The following is a 25,545-nucleotide window of genomic DNA, read 5'->3' as shown; positions in this document are numbered from 1 at the left end:
GATACGGCTTGGCGAAATTGTATTGTTATAATATAACATTGTGCAATGCATCGTTTCGAATGCGCCTGCCCGATGAGGTTCGTCATGCCCAACCGTCTTCCTGTCACCGTGCTGTCCGGCTTCCTGGGTGCCGGCAAGAGCACGTTGCTCAACCATGTCCTGCGTAACCGCGACAATTTGCGCGTGGCCGTGATCGTCAACGACATGAGTGAAATCAACATCGATGCCAGTGAGGTGCAACGCAATGTCAGCCTCAACCGCGCTGAGGAAAAGCTGGTTGAGATGAGCAACGGCTGCATCTGCTGCACACTGCGTGAGGACCTGCTGGAGGAGGTGGCCCGGTTGGCGGGCGAGGGTCGCTTCGATTACCTGCTGATCGAGTCCACGGGTATATCCGAGCCGCTTCCGGTCGCCGAGACGTTCACCTTTCGCGATGAGCAGGGCCGCAGTCTCTCCGACATGGCACGCCTCGACACCATGGTCACCGTTGTCGATGGGCTGAACTTCCTTCGCGATTATCAGGCAGCCGAAAGCCTGGCCAGTCGGGGCGAGACCTTGGGCGAAGGTGACGAACGTTCGATCAGTGACTTGCTGATCGAGCAGGTTGAGTTCGCCGATGTGTTGCTGCTGAGCAAGATCGACCTGATCAGCCAGCATGAGCGCGAAGAATTGACCGCCATCCTGCGCAGCCTCAATGCGCGGGCGCAGATCGTGCCGATGGTGATGGGCCAGGTGCCTTTGGCGCGCATCCTCGATACCGGCCTGTTCGATTTCGACCAGGCCGCGCAGGCGCCGGGCTGGCTGCAGGAGCTGCGTGGCGAACATGTGCCGGAAACCGAGGAGTATGGTATTGCCGCGACCACCTGGCAGGCGCGCCGGCCATTCCATCCGCAGCGTTTCTTCGACTTTATCCACAAGCCTTGGAGCAACGGCCGCTTGCTGCGCTCCAAAGGGTTCTTCTGGCTGGCTAGCAAGTTCCAGGAGGCCGGTAGCTGGTCGCAGGCCGGCGGCATGATGCGCCATGGCCTGGCTGGTCGTTGGTGGCGTTTCGTGCCGCGCGAACAATGGCCGCAGGATGAAGAGAACACCGCGGCGATCCTCAAGCAGTGGTCCGCGGAAGCGGGCGACTGCCGACAGGAACTGGTGTTCATCGGGCAGAACATCGACTTTGTTCGGTTATCCACAGAGCTGGAAGCCTGCCTGCTCGATGATGAGGAAATGGAGTTGGGGCCGATGGGCTGGCTGCGCCTGCCGGACCCCTTTGGTGAGTGGCATGAGGACGCTGCGGCATGACTGTGGATATCCGCCAGGTCTTCGGTGAGTCACCCCAGGTGATGACGGAGATTCTCCAGGATGGGGTCAACCTCGCGGTCTGGCAGCGCCGCCTGCCGGCCCAGGTCGAGGACTTCGCCAACCTGGTGCTGAGCCTGGGCCAGCCATTGGCCGATGAGCGCGTGATCGAGGTGGATGAACGCCAGCCGCCAGCGTTGCCCGGGCTGCTCAGAGAAACCGCCGATCTGCATGGCTACGATGGCTTCGTCGCCGATGTGGCCTGGCTGGTGGCGGCCTATACCTGCCTGCTGGGCGCTCGGCGCCTAGGGGTGCGGCTGCGGGTGCTTGAGGGGGCGATGTGCCCGCGCATGCATGTGGATCATGTGCCATTGCGCCTGCTCAGTACCTACGCCGGCGCAGGTAGCGAATGGCTGCCAGAGGGTGCCATCGACCGTACCCGGTTGCAGCTGGCGCCGCCGCCTGTGGATAACGTCCGGCGATTGGTGGCGGGAGAGGTAGCCCTGCTCAAGGGTGAGAAGTGGCTGGGGAACGAGGGTGCGGGCTTGGTCCACCGGTCCCCGCAGACACCCGCCGGGGAGCGTCGCTTGCTGTTGAGCCTGGACTGGTTGGCATGAATTGCCGGACGCCCCGGTATAGACTGCCATCAAGCCCTTGCGATACCGAGCCATGTTGCAGAACATCCCCACCCATGTGATCGCCGGCCCGCTAGGCGCCGGCAAGACCAGCCTGATCCGTCACTTGCTGGAGCAACGACCAACTGGTGAGCGTTGGGCCGTGCTGGTCAACGAATTTGGCCAGATCGGCCTGGATGCCGCCTTGCTCAGCCGTGATGAGGCGGGCATCGCCATCGCAGAGGTGGCGGGAGGCTGTCTGTGCTGCGTCAATGGCGCACCGTTCCAGGTGGGGCTCGGCCGCCTGCTGCGCAAGGCGCGCCCGGATCGCCTGTTCATCGAACCGTCCGGCCTCGGTCACCCACTCGAATTGCTGGAGCAACTGGGGCGGGCGCCTTGGACCGGTGTCCTGTCGGTCCAGCCACTGTTGATGGTGCTGGATGCCGCGGCCCTTTCCCGGGGCACTGGCTTGCCAGAGGCACAGAACATGGCATTGGCGAAGGCGGGGTTGCTGCTGTTCAACAAGGCGAGCTCCATGGATGCTGCCACCCGCCTGTTGATAACTGCATCATTGCCTGAAGTCCCGGCGTTGTGGACGGATCATGGCGCGCTAGCCCTCGCTGAGTTGCCTGTATCGCCCGCGGCGCCAGCAGCGGGCTCACTCGACCTTTCCAGTTTGCCTGTGGATAACGGCCCCGTCCCACGGCCCACCTTGTGGGTGGATCCGCGGCAACCGATCTGTCAGTCCCGGCTGGCGGACGAGGGCTGGAGCGTAGGTTGGCGCTGGCATCCGGGCCAGTTCTTCGATGAAATGGCGCTACGTGGCGTTCTTGAGCAATGGTCGTGGTGCCGGGCGAAAGGGGTTATCCACAGCGCGGCGGGGTGGCAGTCGTTCAATGGCCTGGAACGTGGGGCGCTGGAATGGCGCCCCAGCGAATGGCGCAGGGACTCGCGCATCGAGCTGATCTTCGATCAGCCACAACCAGTGCAGGTGCTCCAGGCGGCCATCGCCAGCTGTTACGTTGCTGGCTGATCAATTGCGCCAGCGGTTATGTTCCTGGCGCCATTGCTGCATTTCGATGACGTTGTCGGTGCGTGGCGGGGTCTTGATCTCGAACGGGTAGGGTGCAAGTTCGATCTGCATGGTGTGGGCGCCGAACTGGGTGACAGTGCCGGGGTGACGTTGTTCGCCGGTAACGGTGAACTCGAAATTGTAGATGCGCGCCAGGCGCTTTCGGCCATTGGCGTCGCGCACGAAAGCGATGCGCTTGAGCGCCACGGCGTCGTCGAGCAGTTCCAGGTCGAGCTTGGCGCAATGCTGCTTGACCCGAGCCAGGGCCTTCTCGCGAAGCCCGTGGTTGTGCCACAGCCAGGCGCCTGCGGTCGCCACCAGCATCAGGACGAAAAGGTTTTCCAGGGTCAGCATTTGCGTAAGCTCCAGACAGGTCGATTCAGCTTAACTGCGTCTCTGGCCTGTCGTACAGATGGCAATCAGGTTCATACTGCGGGCCGCACATTTCTTCACATAGTTTCGGAAGCGCCCTGCATGAAACGTACACCGCACCTGCTCGCCATTCAGTCCCACGTGGTCTTTGGACACGCCGGCAACAGCGCCGCGGTGTTTCCCATGCAGCGGGTTGGGGTCAACGTCTGGCCACTCAACACGGTGCAGTTCTCCAACCACACTCAGTATGGCCAGTGGGCGGGGGAAGTGCTTGCGCCAGCGCAAATTCCCGCGTTGGTGGAAGGCATTTCCAATATCGGCGAATTGGGCCACTGCGATGCGGTGCTGTCGGGTTACCTGGGCAGTGCCGAGCAGGGGCGGGCGATCCTGGCTGGCGTCGAGCGGATCAAGGCGGTCAATCCCAGGGCTTTGTACCTGTGCGACCCGGTCATGGGCCATGCCGAGAAAGGTTGCATCGTGCCGGCCGAGGTAAGTGAATTCCTGCTCGAGCAGGCCGTGGCCAAGGCCGATATCCTGTGCCCCAACCAGCTTGAGCTGGACAGTTTCTGTGGCCGCCGCGCGCAGTCGCTGGAGGATTGCGTGGGCATGGCGCGCGGGTTGTTGGAGCGTGGGCCGCAGGTAGTGCTGGTCAAGCACCTGAATTATCCACAGCGCGCGGACGATGCCTTCGAGATGCTCCTGGTGACCCGCGAAGCCAGCTGGCACCTGCGTCGGCCACTGCTGGCGTTCCCGCGTCAGCCGGTAGGGGTGGGCGACCTGACGTCAGGGTTGTTCCTCGCCCGGGTGCTGCTTGGCGATAACTGGCTGCAAGCCTTCGAGTTCACCGCCGCTGCCGTGCATGAGGTGCTGCTGGAAACCCAGGCCTGCGCCAGCTATGAACTGCAGCTGGTGCGGGCCCAGGATCGCATCGCCCACCCACGGGTGCGCTTCGAGGCGCAGCGCCTGAACGGCTAGATCGAATCGGTCTTCAGGTTCTGATAGCGCTGCTCTAGCTCCTGGCGGATCTGTCGGCGCTGCTGACCCTGCAGGAAGCGGCGCTTCTCTTCGCTGCTCTGCGGCTGGCGTGGTGGTACCTTCACCGGGCGCCGGTCATCGTCGACAGCCACCATGGTGAAGAAGCAGCTGTTGGAGTGGCGTACAGAGCGCTCGCGGATATTCTCCGTGACAACCTTGATGCCCACCTCCATCGAGGTGTTGCCGGTGTAGTTGACCGACGCCAGGAAGGTCACCAGTTCGCCGACGTGCACCGGCTCGCGGAAGATCACCTGGTCCACCGACAGGGTCACCACATAGGTACCGGCATAGCGGCTGGCGCAGGCATAGGCGACTTCGTCGAGGTACTTGAGCAGGGTGCCGCCGTGTACGTTGCCAGAGAAGTTGGCCATGTCCGGTGTCATCAGGACGGTCATGGTCAGCTGGGCGTTTCCAGGTTCCATAGAGAGCTCACGGTGAATTTGCACGGTATCGGGGCGGGTATCTGCAGACACTTCTGTTTCCCCTCTTTGAGGTTTCCCATCCTGGTACGGGACGTCGGCTGACGCTCCATCGTCACGCCAATATTGCCATCGGCGGTGTCGAATCTGCCGATCTGTTTCTGCATATTGCATTGGCAATTTGCGGCAAGGCGCGATGTTAACCTGACGACGCCCATGCAACGTGGGCTTTCGCGTCAATCACAACAGTATGTGCCTGCTCCGCGCCCAGGGTCTTCCCAGCAGAGGAGCGGTTCGCCCCCAGCATCGAAAACAAGGAGTAACACGCCATGCATGCCATCAGCTTCATCCAGGATCTGGCGGTGATCATGCTGGTTGCCGGGGTGGTCACCATTCTCTTTCATCGCCTCAAGCAGCCCGTGGTGCTGGGCTACATCGTCGCCGGCTTCATCATCGGGCCGCACACGCCGCCGTTCGGGCTGATACACGACGAAGACACCATCAAGACCCTGGCTGAACTGGGAGTGATCTTCCTGATGTTCTGCCTGGGCCTGGAGTTCAGCCTGCGCAAGCTGTTCAAGGTCGGTGCCACGGCGTTCATCGCCGCCTTCCTGGAAATCGTCCTGATGATCTGGATCGGTTTCGAGATAGGTCGCTGGTTCGGCTGGAACACCATGGATTCGCTGTTCCTCGGGGCGATCCTGGCGATTTCCTCGACCACCATCATCGTCAAGGCGCTCAACGACCTGAAGATGAAGAACGAGCGCTTTGCCCAACTGATCTTCGGCGTGCTGATCGTCGAGGATATTCTCGGCATCGGTATCATCGCGCTGCTGTCGGGCATCGCCGTCAGCGGTACGGTGAGCTCCGGCGAGGTGTTCTCGACCGTGGGCAAGTTGTCGCTGTTCATGATCGTCGCGCTGGTCATCGGCATCTTGCTGGTGCCGCGGCTGCTGGCCTATGTGGCCAAGTTCGAAAGCAACGAAATGCTGCTGATTACCGTGCTGGGCCTGTGTTTCGGCTTCTGCCTGCTGGTGGTCAAGCTCGAGTACAGCATGGTGCTGGGTGCCTTCCTGATCGGCGCAATCATGGCCGAGTCGCGCGAGCTGCTGAAGATCGAGCGCCTGATCGAGCCGGTGCGCGACTTGTTCAGTGCCATCTTCTTCGTGGCCATCGGCCTGATGATCGACCCGTCGATCCTGCTCGAATACGCTTGGCCGATCGTGGTCATCACCCTGGCGGTGGTACTGGGCAAGATGCTTTCCTGCGGCATGGGGGCGTTCATTGCCGGCAATGATGGACGCACTTCGCTGCGTGTGGGGATGGGGCTTTCGCAGATCGGCGAATTCTCCTTCATCATCGCTGCCCTGGGCATGACCCTGCAGGTCACCAGCGACTTCCTCTACCCGGTCGCGGTGGCGGTATCGGCCATCACCACCCTGCTCACGCCCTACCTGATCCGCGCTGCCGACCCGTTGTCGATCAAGCTGGGCAATGTGGTACCCAGCCGCCTGGCGCGGGTGCTTTCGCTGTACGGCGAGTGGTTGCGCAGCATCCAGCCCCAGGGCGAGGGGGCCATGCTGGCGGCGATGATCCGGCGCATCCTGTTGCAGGTCGGGGTCAACCTGGCGCTGGTGATCGCGATCTTCTTCAGTGGCGGCTATTTCGCCGGGCGTATCGGCGTCTGGCTCAGCGAATGGGTGACGGACGCCGGTCAGCAGAAGGCGCTGATCTGGGGCGCGGCGCTGCTGCTGTCGTTGCCGTTCCTGATTGCCGCGTACCGCAAGCTCAAGGCACTGTCGATGTTGCTGGCAGAGATGGGCGTCAAGCCGGAGATGGCGGGGCGACATACCCAGCGCGTAAGACGGGTGATCGCCGAGGTGATTCCGCTGCTGTCACTGCTGGTGATCTTCCTGCTGCTGTCAGCCTTGTCGGCGAGCATTCTGCCCACCAGCGAACTGCTGCTGATCATCGCGGTAGTGGCGGCGGTGGTGGTGGCACTGCTGTGGCGCTGGCTGATCCGTGTGCATACGCGAATGCAGGTGGCGTTGCTGGAGACGCTAGAGAACAGCCGCGATCATTCGCACTGAGGGAGCGGTTAACGCTTTCTGCGCAAGATTTCACCGTCGTCCGAGGGGATGGAGCGGTAGCAGTGTCGCCAGGCGCAGAGAGCCTGGCGATTCTACGAGTGATTGGTAGCTATAAGCCATCACTTTGTGCGGGTATTTCTCATTCAGCTTTCCAGCCAGACATCCCGCGCCCAGTGCCAGACCGATTCCCAGCTTTCCTCGGTGACGATTTCCTCTTCACCGGACCACAGCACCACGGTGCCGTCCTCTTCGACGCAGTAGAAATCGTCTCCGTCCTGGCAGATCGGGATGAGGTCGCGGGGCACGCCGGCGTCCCAGGCATTGGCCGCCACCTCCGGCAGGTAGGTGTGGGATTGCGGGTCGGTCACGGTGACCGGCTCGAGGCTGCCGTACACCACGTCACTGACGGTCAGCAGGTATTCCTTGAACACGAAGGGGATGTTGATGAACAGCTCTTCCTCGATCTCGACCAGCTGATCCTCGTCCGGCAGTTCCAGCGGCACCGGTACCGGCTCGTTGGCTTCACGGAGTTGTTCGATCACTTCTTCCACGGTTCACATCCTCTGACCTTATGACAACGCTGCGCGTTATACCCTAGTAGGCCGCTCTGGCAAAAGCAAAAACCCCGGGACAGGCCCGGGGTTTTTTCTGCAACGTGCGACGGTTAACCGTTTTGGCGGATACCGGCCAGCAGCCAAGGCTGGTTTTCGCCCTGGGCGCGAACCATGTGCCAGCTTTCGCTGAACACTTCGCCCTGGTCGAAGCGCGAAGTCTTCGACACGCCACGGAAGGTAAGGGTGGCGTCGGTCTGGTCGGCGCGGTCGTCTACGCCGTCCAGTTGCACATCGAGGTCGTCGATGTAGGTGGACTGGAAGCCTTCACCTTGTTCCGCGCGCTCACGCTTGAGGAACTCGAGCATCTGCGGGGTGACGAACTCGGCGATCTTGTCCATCTCGTTGGCGTCCCAGTGCTGCTGCAGCGACTGGAAGTGCGAACGTGCGGCGGCCAGGAAGCTGGCTTCGTTGAACCAGGCCGGGGCGTTGATCGCAGGCGCGGCAACCGGTGCGGCGGAACCGCCGAAGATCGACTGCGGGGCGGCCTGCGGCTGGGCTTCGCGCTGGTACGGGGCATGGCCGGCTGCAGCGTGTTGCGGCTGCTGCTGGCGGCGGCGCGCGGCGATGAAGCGGAAGACCAGGAAGGCGATCAGGCCCATGATCAGGAAATCGAGGATCTGCATGCCATCGAAGCCATCGCCCATGAACATGGAGGCCAGCAGGCCACCGGCGGCGAGGCCGGCCAGCGGGCCCAGCCAGCGCGAGGCGCCGCTGGCGGCAGCGGGTGCGCGGCCTGGCGCGGTCGGGGCGGCGGCAGGGGTGGTCGGGGTAGCCTGGCGGGTTTGGTGGATAGGCGCGGAGCCCGAGCTCTTGCCGCCACCGAAGCGCTTGGCGTTGGCGTCGAGGCTCAGCGTCAGGCCGACGCAGAGCGCCAGAGCGATGCTAAGAAAACGTTGCATAAGTTGGGGGTTCCCGTTTGTGTGGATTGCACGCGCGTCATGGTGCACATGAACCAGCAGACATAGCCAGCGACAACATGTTTCGAGCTTTTGCCTGATAGTCGGGAATGCAGACGGGCGTTGTCTGAAAGGTCATCGCGGGGCAAGCCCCGCGATTGGGTTCAGATGGCTTCCAGCTTGGCGTAACCAAGCATCAGCCATTTGCTGCCTTCGGAGAAGTTCACCTGCACCCGCGCCTGGGCACCGGAGCCCTCGAAGTTGAGGATCACGCCTTCGCCGAACACCGCATGCTGCACCCGCTGGCCAAGGCTGAAGGCGGTCTGCGGGATGCTGGCGTTGGCGAACAGGCTGCTCGCGGGCGTCTTCGCGCCGCCGAACGGGCGGCTGACGGTGTTCGACAGGCGCACTTCCTGCACCAGCCCGGCCGGAATCTCGCGGACGAAACGCGACACCTTGTTGTAGGTTTCGCTGCCGTACAGGCGACGGGTCTCGGCGTAGGTCATGACCAGCTGGCGCATCGCCCGGGTGATGCCCACGTAGGCCAGGCGCCGTTCTTCTTCGAGGCGGCCGGGTTCTTCGAGGCTCATCTTGTGTGGGAACAGGCCTTCCTCCATGCCCACCAGGAACACGTAGGGGAACTCCAGGCCCTTGGCGCTGTGCAGGGTCATCAGCTGGATGCTGTCCTCGTGCTCGTCGGCCTGGGTGTCGCCGGCCTCCAGCGAGGCATGGCCGAGGAACGCCGACAGTGGCGACAGGTCGGCGTCGTCGTCGCTGGTCTCGAAGTTGCGGGCCGCGCTGACCAGTTCCTCAAGGTTTTCCACCCGGGCCTGGCCTTTCTCGCCCTTTTCTTCCTGGTGGTAGATGATCAGGCCGGACTGTTCGATGACGGTCTGGGTCATCAGGTGCAGCGGCATGTCCAGCACCTTGGCGGCGAGGTTCTCGAGCAGCTCGATGAAGGCGCCCAGCGCACTGGCGGCGCGGCCCTTGAGGGCCTTGGCGGCCAGCAGCTGGCACATGGCGTCCCACATCGACAGCTGGCTGTGACGGGCGTGTTCGCGGATGGCCTCGACGGTCTTCTCGCCGATGCCGCGTGGCGGCACATTGATCACCCGCTCCAGCGCCGCGTCGTTGCCGCGGCCTTCGAGCAGGCGCAGGTAGGCCATGGCGTTCTTGATCTCGGCGCGTTCGAAGAAGCGCTGGCCGCCATAGATGCGGTAGGGGATGCGTTCGCGCAGCAGGGCCTCTTCCAGCACCCGCGACTGGGCGTTGGAACGGTAGAGGATGGCGATCTCGTCGCGAGCGTTGCCCTGCTTGATGAGACTTTCGATGGTCTCGACCACGTAGCGCGCTTCGTCGTGCTCGTTGTACGCGGCGTAGAGCGTGAGCGGTTCGCCCTCGCCCATGTCGGTCCACAGTTCCTTGCCCAGGCGTCCGCTGTTGTTGGCGATCAGCGCGTTGGCGGCCTTGAGGATGCCGCCGGTGGAACGGTAGTTCTGCTCCAGGCGAATCAACTCGGCGTCGGGGAAGTCGGCGGTGTACTGGTGGATGTTCTCTATCTTGGCGCCGCGCCAGCCGTAGATCGACTGGTCGTCGTCACCCACCGCCATCAGGCTGTCGCCACCGGAGGCCAGCAGGCGCAGCCAGGCGTACTGCACGGCGTTGGTGTCCTGGAACTCGTCCACCAGCAGGTGGCGGAAGCGGCGCTGGTAATGCTTGAGCAGGTCCGGGTGGTCGCGCCACAGGTCGAGGGCGCGCAGCAGCAGCTCGGAGAAGTCGATGACCCCGGCGCGGTCGCAAGCCTGTTCATAGGCGACATAGATGTCGCGCATGGTGGCCAGGAACAGGTCGCCGCTGGCCTGGATATGCCGTGGGCGCAGGCCCTCGTCCTTCTGGCCGTTGATGAACCACTGGACCTGGCGTGCCGGCCATTTCTGCTCGTCCAGGCCCATTTCGCGGATCACCCGCTTGACCAGGCGTTGCTGGTCGTCGCTGTCGAGGATCTGGAAGTTCTGCGCCAGCCCTGCCTCCTGCCAGTGCGCCCGCAACAGGCGGTGGGCCAGGCCGTGGAAAGTGCCGACCCACATGCCGGCCGGGTTGATGCCCAGCAGTTGCTCGATACGCTGGCGCATTTCCGCCGCGGCCTTGTTGGTGAAGGTCACCGACAGGATCGAGTGCGGCGAGGCCTGCTCGACCTGGATCAGCCAGGCGATACGGTGCACCAGCACGCGGGTCTTGCCCGAGCCGGCGCCGGCCAGCACCAGTTGGCGCCCGACGGAGGCCGCCACGGCCTGGCGCTGGGCGTCGTTGAGGGAGTTCAGCAGGAGGGAGAGGTCGTCATTATGCATGCGGGCATTCTATGGCCGCGCGCAGGCAGGGGCAAACGCCCGCGCTGCAAATCACCGCACAGGCCATCTACCGTTCATCGGCGCTGCTGGCAGCGCCGCGTGGTTGAGCGGTCAGACCTGGACGGACGAGACATTTTCCAAATCATGACGTAGAGCAGTTTGGTCTGACGCGACGCTTGTGTATTCTCCCTGCACATTTGTGGTCAGCCATAACAAGAACTCAAAAGAATCCAGCCATATGACCCAGGATTGCATGGCGATCGGAGCATCGCCGGAGACGACACGGAGCGTTCGCAGGCAATTCGCCACCCAGCTGTCGATCGAGCGGACTCGCCTGCTGTACCAGGGCTCTCTGCTGCCCACCCTGTTCATGCTGCTCAACGGCCTGCTCAGCGCCTGGCTGCTGTGGAGCCCTGGGCGCTATCTGCTGGTTGGTGTGTGGTTGGCCTGGCTGCTGGCACTGGTGGTGCTGCGGGTGATCCAGGTGGCGGCCTTCGAATCGGCGACACCGGTTCGCCAGGCCAAGCCAGCCTGGCGGAGGATGTTCCTGCTCGGTTCGGCGTTCAGCGGCCTGACCTTGGCCAGTGCGGTGATCGCCCTGGCGCCGGCGGACAACTTCGTGCAGCAGGCCTGGGTATTCGGCCTGCTCGGGGCAGCGGCGTTGTCGGCCAGTGTCGCCTACGCGGTCAGCCTGCCGGCGTTTCTCAGCTTCGCGGTGCCGTGCCTGCTGCCGCCGATCGCGTTTCTCTTCGTCTATGACGCCGGGCACCAGCGTGGCTGGGGCTGGCTGGGGCTGATCCTGCTGGTAGCGCTGATGGTGGTGGCCTGGCAGGTCAATCGCCTGATCGAGCGTGGCTTGCTGCGCCGCTTCCAGAACCAGGCGCTGATCGAGCATCTGCAGTGCGCCCAGCGCCACAGCGAGGGTCTGAACCGCAAGCTCAGCGCCGAAATCGCCCAGCGCCGTCAGGCCGAGGACGACCTGCGCCAGGCCCATGCCGGCCTTGAACAGCGCGTGGCCGAACGTAGCCATGAGCTGGACCAGGCCAACCAGGCCCTGAGCAAGAGCGAGCAGCGCCTGGCCCTGGCCCTGCAGGCCAGCGAGCTGGGGCTGTGGGACTGGAACCTGGAGACCGACGAAGTCCATCACACACAACTGCATGCCCTGTTCGGCCTCGATGCCGACCAGGTGCGTTCGGTACGCGCCGACCTCAAGCCGCGGCTGCACCCCGATGATTTGCCGGTGCTGCGGCGCACGCTGGTCGAACATCTCAAGGGGCGCACCGAGGACTACCGGGTCGAGTACCGGGTGCGTCACGCCCAAGGCCACTGGTGCTGGATCGAGGACCGTGGGCGGGCGGTGGAATCCGATGCCCAGGGCAAGGTCCTGCGCATGCTGGGCACCCGCCGTGACATCACCGCACAGAAGGAGCAGGAGGAGCAGCAGCGGCTCGCCGCGACGGTGTTCGAGGCAGCCAGCGAGGGGATCGCCATTCTCGATGCCGACTTCCAGCTGCTGGCGGTCAACCAGGCTTTCTGCGATGTCACCGGCTACGGCCGGGCCGAGTTGATCGCCCGCAACGCCCTGGAGCTACCCTGCAGCCGCGACGCCCGGCGCCACAGCCAGGCCATCGACCAGGCGCTGGACCAGCAGGGGCGCTGGCAGGGTGAGTTGGTCGAGGCGCGCAAGAGCGGCGAGCTCTATCCCCAATGGTTGCAGCTCAACAGCGTGAGCGATGTGCGGGGGCGTATCGTCAATATCGTCGGCTTCTTCACCGACCTGTCGGCGCGCCGCGAATCCGAGGAGCGCCTGCGCTATCTGGCGCACTACGATGACCTCACCGGCCTTGCCAACCGTGCGCTGTTCCGCCTGCGTCTGCACGAGGCGGCGCAACGCATGCGTCTGAATGGCCGCAGCCTGGCGCTGCTGCATGTTGACCTGGACCGCTTCAAGCTGCTCAACGAGAGCCTGGGTCATGAGCTGGCCGACCAGTTGCTGAAGAAGATGGCCCAGCGCCTGGCCAACGCGGTGCCCGAAGCCGATACCGTGGCGCGCCTATCCGGCGACGAGTTCGCGGTGCTGTTCGACGGCTATACCAACTTATCCAGCCTGGTGCGCGTCACTACCCGGTTGCTGGACAAACTGCGAGTGCCCCAGCGTGTGGGCGGGCACGAGGTGGTGATCAGCGCCTCGGTGGGTATCAGCCTGCTGTCCGATGCCAGCCTGGACCTCAATGCCCTGGTAAGCCAGGCCGACATGGCCAAGCAGCATGCCAAGCATCTGGGCGGCGACAGCTTCCAGTTCTATACCGAGAGCCTGCGTGCCAGCACCCTTGAGCGCCTGCAGCTGGAGAATCAGTTGCGCAAGGCCATAGACGAAGGCCAGCTGCTGGTCTACTACCAGCCCAAGCTGTGCCTGCGCACCGGTCAGCTGCACGCGGCCGAGGCCTTGGTACGCTGGCAGCACCCGCAATGGGGCATGGTGCCACCCAGCGAGTTCATTGGCCTGGCGGAGGAAACCGGATTGATCGCGCCCATGGGCGAGTTCGTGCTGCGCCAGGCCTGTTGGCAAGCCTGCGAGTGGTTGCGCCAGGGCCTGGAGGTGCGTGTTTCGGTCAACCTGTCGGTGTACCAGTTGCGCCAGGGCAAGCTGGTCAGCCTGGTGCGCCAGGTCCTGCAGGAGTCCGGCCTGGCGCCGCACCTGCTGGAGCTGGAACTGACCGAAAGCCAGTTGCTGGACAGTGTCGAGCACATCATCGCCACCTTCGAGCAGCTACACGCGCTGGGGGTTAAGCTGGCCATCGACGATTTCGGCACTGGCTACTCGTCACTGAGCTACCTCAAGCGCTTCCCGGTCGACTACGTAAAGATCGACCAGGCGTTCATCCGCGGGCTGCTTGAAGGCACGCAAGATGCGGCCATTACCCGGGCGATCATCGCCATGGCGCAGAGCCTGCAATTGAAGGTGGTGGCCGAAGGGGTGGAAACCCGTGAACAGTTGCAGTTCCTGCGCGAGCACGGCTGTGACGAGGTGCAGGGCTACCTGATCAGCCGGCCGGTCGATGCCGCGTCGTTCAAAGCGCTGCTAGGGCTTTCGACCGCCGACCTGTTGGGCTAGGCGTGCCAGGCCTGGCCCTGGCGCGCCAACAGGCTGTTGGCCTGTTCCGGGCCATTGCTGCCGGCGGGGTAAGGGCGCGGCGCCTGGAAGTGCTCCTCCCAGCCCTGCAGGATCGGGTCGATCCAGGCCCACGCGGCCTCGACCTCGTCGCGGCGCATGAACAGCGTCGAATCGCCTTCGAGTACATCCAGCAACAGCCGTTCGTAGGCCTCCCAGCGGCGGGTCTGGGCGAAGGCCTGGGCCAGGTTGAGGTCCAGCTCGACCGGCGCCAGGCGCATGCCTTTGCCCGGGCTCTTGGTCATCATGCGCAAGCTGATGTGCTCATCCGGTTGTAGCTGGATCAGCAGCTGGTTGACCTGGCCGCCGCTGAATAGCTCGTGCGGCACGGGCTTGAACTGGATGACGATCTGCGACGAGCGCCGCGCCATGCGCTTGCCGGTACGCAGGTAGAACGGCACGCCGGCCCAGCGCCAGTTGTCGATGTGCGCCTGGACCGCGACGAAGGTTTCGGTGTCGCTGTCGTTGTCCACGTCCTTCTCGAAATAGTAGGCCGGCACTTCCTGGCCGCCGATCTTGCCGGCGCCGTATTGGCCGCGCACGGTCTTGTCCTGCACGTCCTGGCCGGTGATGGGCTTGAGGGCGCGGAGGATCTTCACCTTCTCGTCGCGTACCGCTTCGGCCTCGAACTGCGAGGGGGGCTCCATGGCCACCAGGCAGAGCAGTTGCAGCAGGTGGTTCTGCAGCATGTCGCGGGTAGCGCCGGCACGGTCGTAGTAGGCGCCGCGGTTTTCCACGCCGAGGGTTTCACAGACGCTGATCTGCACATGGTCGACCTGGCCGTTGCGCCATACCGGCTCGAGCAAGGCGTTGGCAAAGCGCAGGGCCATGAGGTTCTGCACGGTTTCCTTGCCCAGGTAGTGGTCGATGCGAAAGACCTGGGACTCGTCGAACACCGCGCCGATCGCTTCGTTGATCGCGGTGGCCGACTCAAGCGAGTGGCCGATGGGCTTTTCCAGCACGATGCGCGCTTCGCTGTCGGCCAGGCCGGCGATGCGCAGGTGAGTGGCGATCGGCACGAACAGCTTGGGCGCGGTGGCCAGGTAGAAGATCCGCGTCAGGCCGCCGGGCTCACCCAGGTAGCGTGCCAGGCGGCCGAAGTCAGCGCTCTGCGCCGCGTCCATGGGGAAGTAGTCGAGCCGCGCCGAAAAGCGCTGCCAGACGTCTTCGTCGAAGTCCTGGCGGGCGACCTGCGCCCGGCAATGGCGCTCGGCAAGCTTGACGTAGTCGTTGCGCGGCAGGTTGCGTCGGGCCAGGGCGATAATCCGCACGGCGGTGTGCAGGCGGGCTTCGCGATACAGGTGGTAGAGCGCCGGGAGCAGTTTGTGCAGGGCCAGGTCGCCCGTGCCGCCGAAGACCAGGATGTCGCAAGGAATCGTCAAACCACCACTCTCCACGTTCGATTAGCTGGGCGGGTTGGCAAGCATGTAGTATAACTACAAGAAAGCTACATCCCGGCACGCCGATCATAACCGAGTCCAGCCCGTGAATCTGTTGCAACATATCGACCAATCGCGGCACCTGCTGCGCAAATCGGAACTCAAAGTGGCCGACCATGTGCTGCTCGATCCGGCTGCCGTCATGCACAGCTCCATGGCCGATCTGGCGCACAGCGTGGGTATCAGCGAACCGACCATCGTGCGCTTCTGCCGGGCGATCGGTTGCTCGGGCTTCCAGGATCTCAAGCTCAAGCTGGCGCAAAGCCTGGCTGCCGGTGCCAGCTTCGGTCAATTTGCCATCCATGAAGACGACTCGGTCGCCGACTACAGCCTGAAAATCTTCGACACCACCCTGCATACCTTGATGGAAGTACGCGAGCACCTCGACCCGCAAGCCTTGCAGCAGGCGGTGACGGCCATGGCCCAGGCCCAGCGCGTGGAGTTCTATGGTTTTGGCGCCTCGGGCGCGGTCGCGGCGGATGCGCAGCACAAGTTCTTCCGCCTGCTGCTCAGCGCGGCGGCCTATTCCGATCCGCACATGCAGGCAATGTCGGCTGTCACGCTCAAGCCGGGCGATGTGGCGGTGTGCATTTCCCAGTCGGGGCGCTCGAAGGACCTGCTGATCACCGCCAACCTGGTGCGCGAGAGCGGTGCCAACCTGATCACCCTGTGCCCGAGCCAGACGCCGCTGGCCGAGCTGTCGACGGTCAACCTGGCCATCGACGTGCATGAGGACACCGAAATCTACACGCCGCTGACCTCGCGCATCGCCCACTTAGTTGTGATCGACGTGCTGGCCATGGGCGTGGCAATGGCCCGCGGGCCGAGCCTGGTCAACCACCTCAAGAGCGTGAAGCGCAGCTTGCGCAGCCTGCGCCTGTCGCCCAAGTCGATCAAGGCGACCGACGACTGATTCAAGGCTGTGCTCGCATGGGATCGGGCTGGCCCGCGCCCATGCAGGTTTCATCATTTCGTCACCAATCCACCGCCAAACCGTAAACCACCGAGGCCAGTCTGAAACTCCCCGCATCCTTTCTGGGAGACAGGCAATGGCACGTGATCACGACGGTGTGTACCAACCCAACGCCAAGGCTCGCAAGCAGCAGGAAAAGGATCAGCGCCGCATGGAGTACCGCCGCGCGATCGAATGCTACTGCGACCAACGCCAGTTGCTGCGCGAACTGGCCGACTACCCCGACCTGCAGGACCTCACGGTGTGGCAGGTATCGGCGGCAACTTCCCCGAGAAACGCTCAACAAGCCCGCTGATCATTGCACGTTCGCTGCGGATGAACGCTTGAAACGCCAGGGCCACCGGCGATTGCCGCTTGCTCCGGGACTGCACCAGGCACCAGCTGCGGTACAACGGCAGTTCTTCCACCGGCAACTCCCTGAGCATGCCGGTGGCCAGTTCCATGTTGACCGCATGACGGGTCAGCAGGGCGATGCCCAGCCCGGCCACCACGCATTCGCGCTGGGCATCGGTGGAGGCCACCTCGAGGGTCTGGGTGAAATGCACGCGCTTGTCCTTGAAAAACTCCTCGCAGGCCTTGCGGGTGCCCGAACCCTGTTCACGGACCAGCAAGGTGTGCGGCTCGAGATCCTGCAGGCGCAGGCTGTCCGGCTTGCACAACGGGTGTTGCGGCGGTGCCACGGCGACGATCGGGTTGTTCAGGAAGGGCAGGAACTCGAGGCCCATGTCCTGGGGCACCATGGACATGATGACCAGGTCGTCGCGGTTGTCCGACAGGCGCCTGATCGCCTGGGCACGGTTGACCACCGTCAAGGTGAGGTTGACCTCCGGGTGGCGCTGCTTGAAGGCGGCGAACAGGTGTGGCACGAAGTACTTGGCGCTGGATTCGATCGCCAGTTTCAGCTGCCCCTGCAGTGAGCCCTGCATGTCCGACAGCTGCATGTCGAGGTTCTCCAGGCGCCCGAAGATATCCCGGCTGGCGCGTTGCAGCGCTTCGGCGGCCTCGGTCAGGTAGAGCTTCTTGCCGACATACTCGAACAGCGGCTGGCCAACCAGCTCTTCGAGCTGGCGGATCTGTAGACTAACGGCGGGTTGCGTCAGCGCCATCTCTTCGGCCGCCCGGCTGTAGGAGCGCAAATCACACACTTCGTTGAAGACCTGCAGCTGACGTAAAGTCATACGCATCAATGACTTGCGCATTTTTTGCGGTGCTCCGGCAAAACCTTGTTACCCAACTATAAGCTTTTGCTTATGCTGCCTCTAACAAATATTGATTTTTGTTTATCGACCTTCAGCGCTAGGGTGGATATGCGACTGGCCAGCGACGTTTGGTCACGCGCCGACCGGTAGAACCGGATCGTCTGTTCCTACGGCTTTGGGAAGACTCCAGTGATAACAAAAATCCTGATCGCCAACCGGGGTGAGATTGCAGTACGGATCGTGCGTGCCTGCGCCGAGATGGGCATTCGCTCCGTGGCGATCTACTCCGACGCCGACCGCCACGCCTTGCACGTCAAGCGCGCCGACGAGGCCTACAGCATCGGTGCCGAGCCCCTGGCCGGCTACCTGAACCCGCGCAAGCTGGTGAACCTTGCTGTCGAGACCGGCTGCGATGCCTTGCATCCCGGCTACGGTTTCCTGTCGGAAAACGCCGAACTGGCGGAGATCTGCGCTGAACGCGGGATCAAGTTCATCGGCCCGGCTGCCGACGTCATTCGCCGCATGGGTGACAAGACCGAAGCGCGCCGCACCATGATCGCGGCCGGCGTGCCGGTCACCCCCGGCACCGAAGGCAACGTCGCCGATATTCATGAAGCCCTGCAGGAAGGCGACCGCATCGGTTACCCGGTGATGCTCAAGGCCACCTCCGGTGGCGGCGGGCGCGGCATTCGCCGCTGCAACAGCCGCGAGGAACTGGAACAGAACTTCCCCCGGGTAATTTCCGAGGCCACCAAGGCCTTCGGCTCGGCGGAAGTGTTCCTGGAAAAGTGCATCGTCAACCCCAAGCATATCGAGGCGCAGATTCTCGGTGACAGCTTCGGCAACGTGGTGCACCTGTTCGAGCGCGACTGCTCGATCCAGCGCCGCAACCAGAAACTCATCGAGATCGCCCCGAGCCCGCAGCTGACCCCTGAGCAGCGTGCCTACATCGGCGACCTGGCCGTGCGCGCGGCCAAGGCGGTGGACTACGAGAATGCCGGTACCGTGGAGTTCCTGCTCGCCGATGGCGAGGTGTACTTCATGGAGATGAACACCCGGGTGCAGGTGGAACACACCATCACCGAGGAAATCACCGGCATCGACATCGTTCGCGAGCAGATCCGCATCGCCTCCGGCCTGCCGCTGTCGATCAAGCAGGAAGACATTCAGCACCGCGGCTTTGCCTTGCAGTTTCGCATCAACGCCGAAGACCCGAAGAACAACTTCCTGCCCAGCTTCGGCAAGATCACCCGCTACTACGCCCCGGGCGGCCCGGGTGTGCGTACCGACACGGCGATCTACACGGGCTACACCATTCCCCCGTTCTACGACTCCATGTGCCTGAAACTGGTGGTCTGGGCGTTGACCTGGGAAGAAGCCATGGACCGCGGCCTGCGGGCCCTGGACGACATGCGCCTGCAGGGGGTCAAGACCACTGCCGCGTACTACCAGGAAATCCTGCGCAACCCGGAATTCCGTAGCGGCCAGTTCAACACCAGCTTCGTCGAAAGCCACCCTGAACTGACCAACTACTCGATCAAGCGCAAACCCGAAGAGCTGGCCCTGGCCATCGCCGCCGCCATCGCCGCCCACGCAGGCCTGTGAGGAACCGAATAATGTCCAAGAAAATCTTTGTTACCGACACGATCCTGCGCGACGCTCACCAGTCCCTGCTGGCCACCCGCATGCGCACCGAAGACATGCTGCCGATCTGCGACAAGCTCGACAAGGTCGGCTACTGGTCGCTGGAAGTCTGGGGCGGCGCCACCTTCGACGCCTGCGTGCGCTTCCTCAAGGAAGACCCGTGGGAGCGCCTGCGCAAGCTGCGTGCCGCGCTGCCCAACACCCGCCTGCAGATGCTCCTGCGCGGGCAGAACCTGCTGGGCTACCGCCATTACAGCGACGATGTGGTCAAGGCCTTCGTGGCCAAGGCCGCGGTCAACGGCATCGACGTGTTCCGCATCTTCGACGCCATGAACGATGTGCGTAACCTGCGCGTGGCCATCGAGGCGGTGAAAGCCGCCGGCAAGCACGCCCAGGGCACCATCGCCTACACCACCAGCCCGGTGCATACCGTCGATGCCTTCGTTCAGCAGGCCAAGCAGATGGAAGCCATGGGTTGCGACTCGGTGGCGATCAAGGACATGGCTGGCCTGTTGACCCCGTTCGCCACCGGCGAGTTGGTCAAGGCACTGAAAGCCGAGCAGTCATTGCCGGTGTTCATCCACTCCCACGACACTGCCGGCCTGGCCGCGATGTGTCAGCTCAAGGCCGTCGAGAACGGCGTCGACCATATCGACACCGCGATCTCCAGCTTCGCCTGGGGTACCAGCCACCCGGGCACCGAGTCGATGGTCGCCGCGCTAAAGGGCAGCGAGTTCGACACCGGGCTGGACCTCGAGCTGCTGCAGGAGATCGGCCTGTACTTCTACGCCGTGCGCAAGAAGTACCACCAGTTCGAAAGCGAGTTCACCGCCGTGGATACCCGCGTGCAGGTCAACCAGGTACCGGGCGGGATGATTTCCAACCTGGCCAACCAGCTGAAGGAGCAGGGCGCGCTCAACCGCATGAACGAAGTGCTGGCAGAGATCCCGCGGGTGCGCGAAGACTTGGGCTTCCCGCCGCTGGTGACCCCGACCTCGCAGATCGTCGGCACCCAGGCGTTCTTCAACGTGCTGGCCGGCGAGCGCTACAAGACCATCACCAATGAAGTGAAGCTGTACCTGCAAGGCGGCTACGGCAAAGCCCCCGGTGTGGTCAACGAGCAGCTGCGGCGCCAGGCGATCGGCAGCGAGGACGTGATCGACGTGCGCCCGGCCGACCTGCTCAAGCCGGAGATGGCCAAGCTGCGCGCCGACATCGGCAGCCTCGCGCACTCCGAGGAGGACGTGCTGACCTTCGCCATGTTCCCCGACATCGGCCGCAAGTTCCTCGAGGAGCGTGAAGCCGGCACCCTCAAGCCAGAAGCCTTGCTGCCGATTCCGGAAGCTGGCGCGGTGGGGGCGGTGGGCGGTGAAGGCGTGCCGACCGAGTTCGTCATCGATGTCCACGGTGAAACCTACCGCGTCGATATCACCGGTGTCGGCGTGAAGGCCGAAGGCAAGCGCCACTTCTACCTGTCCATCGACGGCATGCCGGAAGAAGTGGTGTTCGAGCCGCTCAACGAATTCGTCGGCGGTGGCGGCAGCAAGCGCAAGCAGGCCAGCGCGCCGGGCCACGTCAGCACCAGCATGCCGGGCAACATCGTCGATGTGCTGGTCAAGGAAGGCGACGTGGTCAAGGCCGGCCAGGCGGTGCTGATCACCGAGGCGATGAAGATGGAGACCGAAGTCCAGGCAGCGATCGCCGGCAAGGTCGTGGCCATTCACGTGGCCAAGGGCGACCGGGTGACCCCAGGCGAAATCCTGATCGAGATCGAGGGCTGACAGAAGCCTTCATCTACAAGCGGTTAACCTCTGGGGAGCGGATGCTCCCCTTTTTTTGTCTGGATAAATCAGCCCACGCGGCACGCTTCCAGCGTGCGGACTTGTCCCTCAGGCTGCTGGTTTTCCTCACTCAACCAACGCTCGAACCCCGCCGCCACGGTAGGCCATTCGGTATCGGTAATCGAATACCACGTTGTATCGCGATTACGGTCCTTGACCACCATGTGGTTGCGGAACACGCCCTCGAACACAAAACCGAACCGTTCGGCCGCGCGCTTGGAGCGGGCATTGGCGTCGTTGCACTTCCATTCCAGCCGGCGATTGCCCAGCTCGAAGCCCAGTTTGCTCAAAAGGTAAACCGCCTCGGTGCCCTTGGGTGTGCGTTGCATGGCGGCGCCGAAGGCGATGTGGCCAATCTCGAAGCGGCCGTGTTCGGGGACGATCGACATGTAGCTGAGGATGCCCTGAACCTGGCCGTTGGCGCGGTCGATCACACTGTAGAACAGCGGGTCGCGGCTGGCGGCGTTGCCTTCCAGCCAGCGGTCGAAGCTGGCGCGCTCAGCAAACGGGCCGTAGGGCAGATAGTCCCATAGCGCTGGGTCCGAGCCCGGACCTTGCAGTACTTCCCAAAGGTCGTTGCCATGGCGCGCCGGGTCAAGCTTCTCCAGGCTGATGAAACGGCCTTCGATGGGTTCGGCCTTGGGCGTACCGGCGGGTTTCCAGTTCAATGCGTCGTTCATGGGCGGCCTACAGTGCTTTGCGGAATTGGATGAAGCCCGGCCGCTCGGCGACCTGCTCGTACAAGCTGATGGCGGTGGCGTTGGTCTCGTGGGTCAGCCAGTGCACCTTGATGCAGCCGGCGGCCTTGGCCGTGGCGTAGACATGCTCGATGAGCTGCCGACCGATGCCCAGGCCACGCACTTCACTGTCCACGTAGAGGTCCTGCAGGTAGCAGGAGTTCTCGATGCTCCAGTTGGAACGATGGTAGATGAAGTTGACCATCCCCACCGCCTTGCCATCGACCCAGGCCAACGCCGAGTGGGTGGGCTCGTTCGCATCGAGCAGGCGTTGCCAGGTGCTGGTGTTGACTGCGTCGGGCAGTTCGGCCTGGTAGAAGCGCAGGTAGGCCTGCCACAAGGGTAGCCAGGCGGCGTGGTCGTTGGCGCCCACCGGGCGCAGGGTGATGCTGGTCATGGGCTTTTCCTTCAGAGGTCGCGCATGTGCGCGGCGAGTTGGTTATCCACAGGGTCGGCGCTGGCGGCCAGGCCTGCGCGGACCCCGGCGATGTCTTGCGCCGAACGGTTCTGACTGAGCTTGCGTGCGCCCTGCAGGCGGGCGATCGGCAGGCGGATACCGATGATGGCGCGGAGCATGCCGTCAAGGTAGTCAGCCGGAGCATCGGCGACGCTCCACGGTGCTGCGCGGCCTTGCTCATGGCGGTCGGTCAGGCGGCTGACGATGTCCAGCAATTGCGTCGGTGCGTGGATCACCTCCACCGGGCCCCAGGCATGCACCGCCATGTAGTTCCAGGTGGGCACCACCTTGGGGTTGTCCGTCTTGCTCGGGTAGTAGCCAGGGCTGACATAGGCGTCGGCGCCGGGGAATACCAGCAAGGCCTCAGCGCCGTGTGCCAGGTCCTGCCATTGCTGGTTGGCCCTGGCGAGGTGGCCGTAGACCGTGCCGAATTCGCCCTCGCCAGTGGCGACCAGCACGGGCAGATGGGTGGCCAGCAGCCCGTGCTCACCGTGGCTGACCAGCGTTGCCAGGCGGGTGTGCTGCATGTGCTGGTGCAGGCGGGCAAGGTCATGTTCCTGATGCGGTTTGCTGTTGTACATGCCGGTGTTCCTTGTGCTGTGGCTTCATGCTAGGCAGGCTATTGGCTCTGTGTAAGAGCCATTCATGACTGTTTTGATAGGTCCAATGCCATGAGCGAACCTACCCACGCGTTGCCTTTCGATCCGGCAGGAATCGTCCTGGATCGCCGTCGCGGGCTCAGCCAGCAGCTCTATCAGGCCTTGCGCGCGCGCGTGCTGGATGGGCGCCTGGAAGGCGGCACTCGGCTGCCGGCCACCCGTGACCTTGCGGCGGTTCTCGCGTTGTCGCGCAACAGCGTGGTGCGTGCCTATGACCAGTTGTATGCCGAGGGCTTTATCGAAAGCCGGGTAGGCGATGGCACCTATGTAAGCCGCCTGGGAAAACTATCCACACAACTGTCCACAGGGTTATCCCTGGTGTTATCAACAGACTTATCCACATTTGAGGAGTCTGATACTGAGGATTTATCCAGTTTTGCGCTGTGCAGCGAGCCGTTGTTGCGTCTGAAAAAGCACCATCTGCCGCCGCCAAAAGGCGATGCGCCGAGGGCTTTCAGGGTTGGCCTGCCAGCCTTCGACCTGTTTCCTTTCGAGGTCTGGGCCAAGCTGCAAGCGGGTTTCTGGCGAAATCCCGACCCGGCGCTGCTCGGCTATGGCGACCCGGCAGGGGAGCTGCCGTTGCGTGATTTGATTGCCACCTATCTGCGTCGATCGCGAGGGCTTTCCTGCAGTGCTGAACAAATTGTGATCACCAGTGGTGCGCAGCAGGCGATCAGCCTTTGTGCACAGTTGCTGTTGCAGCCTGGTGACGGGGTGGCTGTGGAAAACCCGGGCTACCGCGCTGCCGGGCACGCCTTCGCCCTGGCGGGGGCAAGAGTCAGCGGCGTGCCGGTAGACGAAGAGGGCATGGACTGTGCGCGCCTGGCCGAGCTGCCGGATTGCCGGCTGGCTTACGTGACCCCGGCTCACCAGTACCCCACCGGTGTGACCATGAGCCTGGCCCGGCGCCTGGCGTTGCTGGCCTGGGCCGAGCGCCAGGACGGTTGGGTCGTCGAGGACGATTACGATGGTGAGTACCGCTACAGCGGTGCGCCTTTGGCACCGCTGGCGGCACTGGATCGGCAGGGCCGGGTGCTGTACGTCGGAACGTTCGGCAAGATCGCATTTCCGGCTTTGCGGCTGGGTTACCTGGTGCTGCCCGGACGCCTGGTGCGGGCATTCAGCCAGGCCAAGGCGCTGGCGGTGCGTCACTCGGAAGTCGGCACGCAATGTGTCATGGCGCAGTTCATGGCCCAAGGGCATTTCCAGCGGCATATCCGCCGTATGCGCCGGGCGGCGCTGGCCCGCAGGAATGTGCTGAAGGCCGGTTGGCCCGTGGATGTACCGGGGCTGGGGGCAATGCCAGACGTCGCAGCAGGGCTGCATGTGAAGGTGGCTGTGGATAACTTGGCGCGGGAGCAGGAGTTGGTGGCGCGGGCGGAGGCGGTGGGGGTGGAGGTCACTCCGCTGAGCAGCTACTGGCTGGAGGACAGCGCGGAACCTGCGGATACGAGGGCAGGGCTGGTACTGGGATTCGCGGCAGTGCCAGAAGGGGAGATTGCGCAGGCTTTGATGCGCCTGCGCAAGGCCTGGCGAGATTGAATGGGGCCGCTCTGCAGCCCCAAAAACATCAGGTCCCCGACTTGATCTTGGTCCAGGCCCGCGTCCGCGCCCGCTCGGCATCCCGTGGCAACGGCTTGAGCGTGTACAACTTGGCCATTGCCTCCGCCGTCGGGTACAGGTTTGGATTGTTGCGGATCGCCGGGCTGACCTTGTCGGTCGCATCCTTGTTCGGATTCGGGTAGCCGACGAAGTCGCTGATCGGTGCGATCACTTCTGGTCGCAACAGGTAATTGATGAATGTGTGGGCATCTTCCGGGTTGGCGGCGTTCTTGGGGATCGCCAGCATGTCGAACCAGATCGGCGCGCCTTCCTTCGGCAGGCGCATGTCCACCACCACGCCGTTCTTCGCTTCACGAGCCCGATTCGCGGCCTGGGAGAAGCTGCCCGAGTAGCCCACCGCCACACAGATATCACCATTGGCGATGTCGGCCATGTACTTGGACGAGTGGAAGTAGGTTACATGCGGGCGGATCTTCAGCAGCAGGTCCTGGGCTTTCTGATAGTCGGCCGGCTTGCCGCTGTTGGGGTCCAGGCCCAGGTACGACAGCGCCAGCGGCAGGATCTCCGACGGCGAATCAAGCAGCGCCACGCCACACTGCTTGAGCTTGGCGATGTTCTCTTCCTTGAAGATCAGGTCCCAGCTGTCCACCGGTGCGTCGTCGCCGAGCACCGCCTTGACCTTGGCCGGGTTGAAGCCGATCAGCACCGTGCCGTACATGTAAGGCACGGCAAACTTGTTGCCGGGGTCATTGGCCTCGATCAGCTTCATCAGTGCCGGGTCAAGGTGTTGCCAGTTGGGCAGCTTCGCCCGATCGAGGGGCTGGAACACGCCGGCTTCTATCTGCTTGGCGAGGAACACGTTGGACGGCACCACCACGTCATAGCCGGAGTTGCCGGTGAGCAGCTTGGCTTCCAGTGCTTCATTGGTGTCGAAGATGTCGTAGATCAGCTTGACCCCGCTGTCCTTCTGGAAGTCGACCAGGGTTTGCGGGGTGATGTAGTCGAACCAGTTGTATACCCGCAGGGTACGCTGTTCGGCGTGTGCCTGCAGTGCGCCAGCGAACAGGCCGGCGGCGACGAGCGGGGCGAGCAGACGTTTGAGTCGGGTCAT

At 63.6% G+C, this 25,545-nt stretch carries 22 protein-coding genes; 11 read left to right on the top strand and 11 right to left on the bottom strand.

Annotated elements, in window-relative coordinates; all coding sequences use genetic code 11:
• Window positions 1-84 precede the first annotated feature (84 nt).
• Genes zigA through OH705_RS00935 form a run of 3 tightly spaced genes read left to right on the top strand, consistent with a single transcriptional unit; the run spans window position 85 to window position 2,937 of the window.
• Complete coding sequence (gene zigA / locus OH705_RS00945) at window positions 85-1,293, top strand: zinc metallochaperone GTPase ZigA (RefSeq protein WP_023629678.1); 1,209 nt, start codon at window positions 85-87, stop codon at window positions 1,291-1,293.
• Entirely contained in the window at window positions 1,290-1,907 is a 618-nt protein-coding gene (locus tag OH705_RS00940; RefSeq protein ID WP_094010882.1) for a DUF1826 domain-containing protein, read from the top strand. Before zigA ends, OH705_RS00940 begins: the two co-directional genes overlap by 4 nt.
• Before the next feature lie 52 nt (window positions 1,908-1,959).
• A complete protein-coding gene (locus OH705_RS00935; protein WP_038707075.1) occupies window positions 1,960-2,937 on the top strand; it encodes a CobW family GTP-binding protein in 978 nt (325 codons plus the stop codon).
• Here the strand turns inward: OH705_RS00935 and OH705_RS00930 are convergent, their stop codons facing one another.
• On the bottom strand, window positions 2,938-3,330 hold the full coding sequence (locus OH705_RS00930; RefSeq protein WP_023629680.1) for a DUF3301 domain-containing protein: 393 nt from the start codon (window positions 3,328-3,330) through the stop codon (window positions 2,938-2,940).
• Between the two features lie 120 nt (window positions 3,331-3,450).
• Here OH705_RS00930 and pdxY point away from each other — a divergent pair, with 120 nt between their 5' ends.
• A complete protein-coding gene (pdxY, locus tag OH705_RS00925; protein WP_023629681.1) occupies window positions 3,451-4,323 on the top strand; it encodes a pyridoxal kinase PdxY in 873 nt (290 codons plus the stop codon).
• Here pdxY and OH705_RS00920 read toward each other — a convergent pair.
• The gene (locus OH705_RS00920; protein ID WP_023629682.1) at window positions 4,320-4,805 is read right to left on the bottom strand and encodes an acyl-CoA thioesterase; all 486 of its coding nucleotides are present in this window, start codon (window positions 4,803-4,805) and stop codon (window positions 4,320-4,322) included. The genes pdxY and OH705_RS00920 overlap by 4 nt on opposite strands.
• A gap of 326 nt (window positions 4,806-5,131) precedes the next feature.
• Between OH705_RS00920 and OH705_RS00915 the strand changes: the two genes are divergently transcribed.
• Complete coding sequence (locus OH705_RS00915; RefSeq protein WP_023629683.1) at window positions 5,132-6,892, top strand: cation:proton antiporter; 1,761 nt, start codon at window positions 5,132-5,134, stop codon at window positions 6,890-6,892.
• 143 nt (window positions 6,893-7,035) lie between these two features.
• Here the strand turns inward: OH705_RS00915 and OH705_RS00910 are convergent, their stop codons facing one another.
• From OH705_RS00910 to uvrD, 3 genes are all read right to left on the bottom strand, one after another.
• A complete protein-coding gene (locus OH705_RS00910; protein ID WP_023629684.1) occupies window positions 7,036-7,443 on the bottom strand; it encodes an SMI1/KNR4 family protein in 408 nt (135 codons plus the stop codon).
• Window positions 7,444-7,556: 113 nt separating this feature from the next.
• Window positions 7,557-8,405 carry a Tim44 domain-containing protein gene (locus tag OH705_RS00905; RefSeq protein WP_038707074.1) on the bottom strand — a complete coding sequence of 283 codons (849 nt, stop codon included), beginning with the start codon at window positions 8,403-8,405 and terminating at the stop codon, window positions 7,557-7,559.
• A gap of 161 nt (window positions 8,406-8,566) precedes the next feature.
• A complete protein-coding gene (uvrD, locus tag OH705_RS00900; RefSeq protein ID WP_038707073.1) occupies window positions 8,567-10,750 on the bottom strand; it encodes a DNA helicase II in 2,184 nt (727 codons plus the stop codon).
• Between the two features lie 253 nt (window positions 10,751-11,003).
• On the opposite strand from uvrD, the gene OH705_RS00895 reads away from it, so the two are divergent.
• Window positions 11,004-13,865 carry a putative bifunctional diguanylate cyclase/phosphodiesterase gene (locus OH705_RS00895; RefSeq protein ID WP_267300605.1) on the top strand — a complete coding sequence of 954 codons (2,862 nt, stop codon included), beginning with the start codon at window positions 11,004-11,006 and terminating at the stop codon, window positions 13,863-13,865.
• Here OH705_RS00895 and zwf read toward each other — a convergent pair.
• The gene (gene zwf, locus OH705_RS00890; RefSeq protein WP_217867708.1) at window positions 13,862-15,304 is read right to left on the bottom strand and encodes a glucose-6-phosphate dehydrogenase; all 1,443 of its coding nucleotides are present in this window, start codon (window positions 15,302-15,304) and stop codon (window positions 13,862-13,864) included. The two genes, OH705_RS00895 and zwf, sit on opposite strands and share 4 nt — an antisense overlap.
• Window positions 15,305-15,407: 103 nt before the next feature.
• Here zwf and hexR point away from each other — a divergent pair, with 103 nt between their 5' ends.
• A complete protein-coding gene (gene hexR, locus OH705_RS00885; RefSeq protein WP_023630201.1) occupies window positions 15,408-16,274 on the top strand; it encodes a transcriptional regulator HexR in 867 nt (288 codons plus the stop codon).
• A gap of 136 nt (window positions 16,275-16,410) precedes the next feature.
• Entirely contained in the window at window positions 16,411-16,629 is a 219-nt protein-coding gene (locus tag OH705_RS00880; RefSeq protein WP_081941302.1) for a PA3496 family putative envelope integrity protein, read from the top strand.
• Here OH705_RS00880 and OH705_RS00875 read toward each other — a convergent pair.
• Complete coding sequence (locus OH705_RS00875; protein WP_267300602.1) at window positions 16,571-17,518, bottom strand: LysR family transcriptional regulator; 948 nt, start codon at window positions 17,516-17,518, stop codon at window positions 16,571-16,573. The genes OH705_RS00880 and OH705_RS00875 overlap by 59 nt on opposite strands.
• A 204-nt stretch (window positions 17,519-17,722) precedes the next feature.
• Between OH705_RS00875 and OH705_RS00870 the strand changes: the two genes are divergently transcribed.
• Together OH705_RS00870 and oadA are read left to right on the top strand one after the other, a co-directional pair.
• The gene (locus tag OH705_RS00870; RefSeq protein ID WP_023630199.1) at window positions 17,723-19,138 is read left to right on the top strand and encodes an acetyl-CoA carboxylase biotin carboxylase subunit; all 1,416 of its coding nucleotides are present in this window, start codon (window positions 17,723-17,725) and stop codon (window positions 19,136-19,138) included.
• Between the two features lie 11 nt (window positions 19,139-19,149).
• The gene (gene oadA / locus OH705_RS00865) at window positions 19,150-20,958 is read left to right on the top strand and encodes a sodium-extruding oxaloacetate decarboxylase subunit alpha (protein ID WP_102685427.1); all 1,809 of its coding nucleotides are present in this window, start codon (window positions 19,150-19,152) and stop codon (window positions 20,956-20,958) included.
• 68 nt (window positions 20,959-21,026) lie between these two features.
• On the opposite strand, the gene OH705_RS00860 is transcribed toward oadA, so the two are convergent.
• The 3 genes from OH705_RS00860 to OH705_RS00850 are packed head-to-tail and all read right to left on the bottom strand — an operon-like array spanning window position 21,027 to window position 22,793.
• Entirely contained in the window at window positions 21,027-21,698 is a 672-nt protein-coding gene (locus OH705_RS00860; protein ID WP_267300600.1) for a GNAT family N-acetyltransferase, read from the bottom strand.
• A gap of 7 nt (window positions 21,699-21,705) precedes the next feature.
• Complete coding sequence (locus tag OH705_RS00855; protein WP_023630196.1) at window positions 21,706-22,152, bottom strand: GNAT family N-acetyltransferase; 447 nt, start codon at window positions 22,150-22,152, stop codon at window positions 21,706-21,708.
• A gap of 11 nt (window positions 22,153-22,163) precedes the next feature.
• Window positions 22,164-22,793, bottom strand: a complete 630-nt coding sequence (locus OH705_RS00850; RefSeq protein WP_267300599.1) for an FMN-binding negative transcriptional regulator — start codon at window positions 22,791-22,793, stop codon at window positions 22,164-22,166.
• A 90-nt stretch (window positions 22,794-22,883) separates the two neighbouring features.
• Between OH705_RS00850 and OH705_RS00845 the strand changes: the two genes are divergently transcribed.
• Entirely contained in the window at window positions 22,884-24,413 is a 1,530-nt protein-coding gene (locus OH705_RS00845) for a PLP-dependent aminotransferase family protein (RefSeq protein WP_267300598.1), read from the top strand.
• Between the two features lie 28 nt (window positions 24,414-24,441).
• On the opposite strand, the gene OH705_RS00840 is transcribed toward OH705_RS00845, so the two are convergent.
• A complete protein-coding gene (locus tag OH705_RS00840) occupies window positions 24,442-25,545 on the bottom strand; it encodes an extracellular solute-binding protein (RefSeq protein WP_110604100.1) in 1,104 nt (367 codons plus the stop codon).

The organism is Pseudomonas sp. BJa3 (genome assembly GCF_026343815.1).
Lineage (GTDB): Bacteria > Pseudomonadota > Gammaproteobacteria > Pseudomonadales > Pseudomonadaceae > Aquipseudomonas > Aquipseudomonas soli.
This window is presented reverse-complemented; position numbering and strand designations above follow the sequence as displayed.

Excerpts from the sequence above, each read along its gene's own strand:
- zigA (WP_023629678.1), top strand. The coding sequence starts at position 85 with ATGCCCAACCGTCTTCCTGTCACCGTGCTGTCCGGCTTCCTGGGTGCC.
- OH705_RS00940 (WP_094010882.1), top strand. The coding sequence starts at position 1,290 with ATGACTGTGGATATCCGCCAGGTCTTCGGTGAGTCACCCCAGGTGATG.
- OH705_RS00935 (WP_038707075.1), top strand. The coding sequence starts at position 1,960 with ATGTTGCAGAACATCCCCACCCATGTGATCGCCGGCCCGCTAGGCGCC.
- OH705_RS00930 (WP_023629680.1), bottom strand. The coding sequence starts at position 3,330 with ATGCTGACCCTGGAAAACCTTTTCGTCCTGATGCTGGTGGCGACCGCA.
- pdxY (WP_023629681.1), top strand. The coding sequence starts at position 3,451 with ATGAAACGTACACCGCACCTGCTCGCCATTCAGTCCCACGTGGTCTTT.
- OH705_RS00920 (WP_023629682.1), bottom strand. The coding sequence starts at position 4,805 with ATGGAACCTGGAAACGCCCAGCTGACCATGACCGTCCTGATGACACCG.
- OH705_RS00915 (WP_023629683.1), top strand. The coding sequence starts at position 5,132 with ATGCATGCCATCAGCTTCATCCAGGATCTGGCGGTGATCATGCTGGTT.
- OH705_RS00905 (WP_038707074.1), bottom strand. The coding sequence starts at position 8,405 with ATGCAACGTTTTCTTAGCATCGCTCTGGCGCTCTGCGTCGGCCTGACG.
- uvrD (WP_038707073.1), bottom strand. The coding sequence starts at position 10,750 with ATGCATAATGACGACCTCTCCCTCCTGCTGAACTCCCTCAACGACGCC.
- OH705_RS00895 (WP_267300605.1), top strand. The coding sequence starts at position 11,004 with ATGGCGATCGGAGCATCGCCGGAGACGACACGGAGCGTTCGCAGGCAA.
- OH705_RS00880 (WP_081941302.1), top strand. The coding sequence starts at position 16,411 with ATGGCACGTGATCACGACGGTGTGTACCAACCCAACGCCAAGGCTCGC.
- OH705_RS00875 (WP_267300602.1), bottom strand. The coding sequence starts at position 17,518 with ATGCGTATGACTTTACGTCAGCTGCAGGTCTTCAACGAAGTGTGTGAT.
- oadA (WP_102685427.1), top strand. The coding sequence starts at position 19,150 with ATGTCCAAGAAAATCTTTGTTACCGACACGATCCTGCGCGACGCTCAC.
- OH705_RS00860 (WP_267300600.1), bottom strand. The coding sequence starts at position 21,698 with ATGAACGACGCATTGAACTGGAAACCCGCCGGTACGCCCAAGGCCGAA.
- OH705_RS00855 (WP_023630196.1), bottom strand. The coding sequence starts at position 22,152 with ATGACCAGCATCACCCTGCGCCCGGTGGGCGCCAACGACCACGCCGCC.
- OH705_RS00850 (WP_267300599.1), bottom strand. The coding sequence starts at position 22,793 with ATGTACAACAGCAAACCGCATCAGGAACATGACCTTGCCCGCCTGCAC.
- OH705_RS00845 (WP_267300598.1), top strand. The coding sequence starts at position 22,884 with ATGAGCGAACCTACCCACGCGTTGCCTTTCGATCCGGCAGGAATCGTC.
- OH705_RS00840 (WP_110604100.1), bottom strand. The coding sequence starts at position 25,545 with ATGACCCGACTCAAACGTCTGCTCGCCCCGCTCGTCGCCGCCGGCCTG.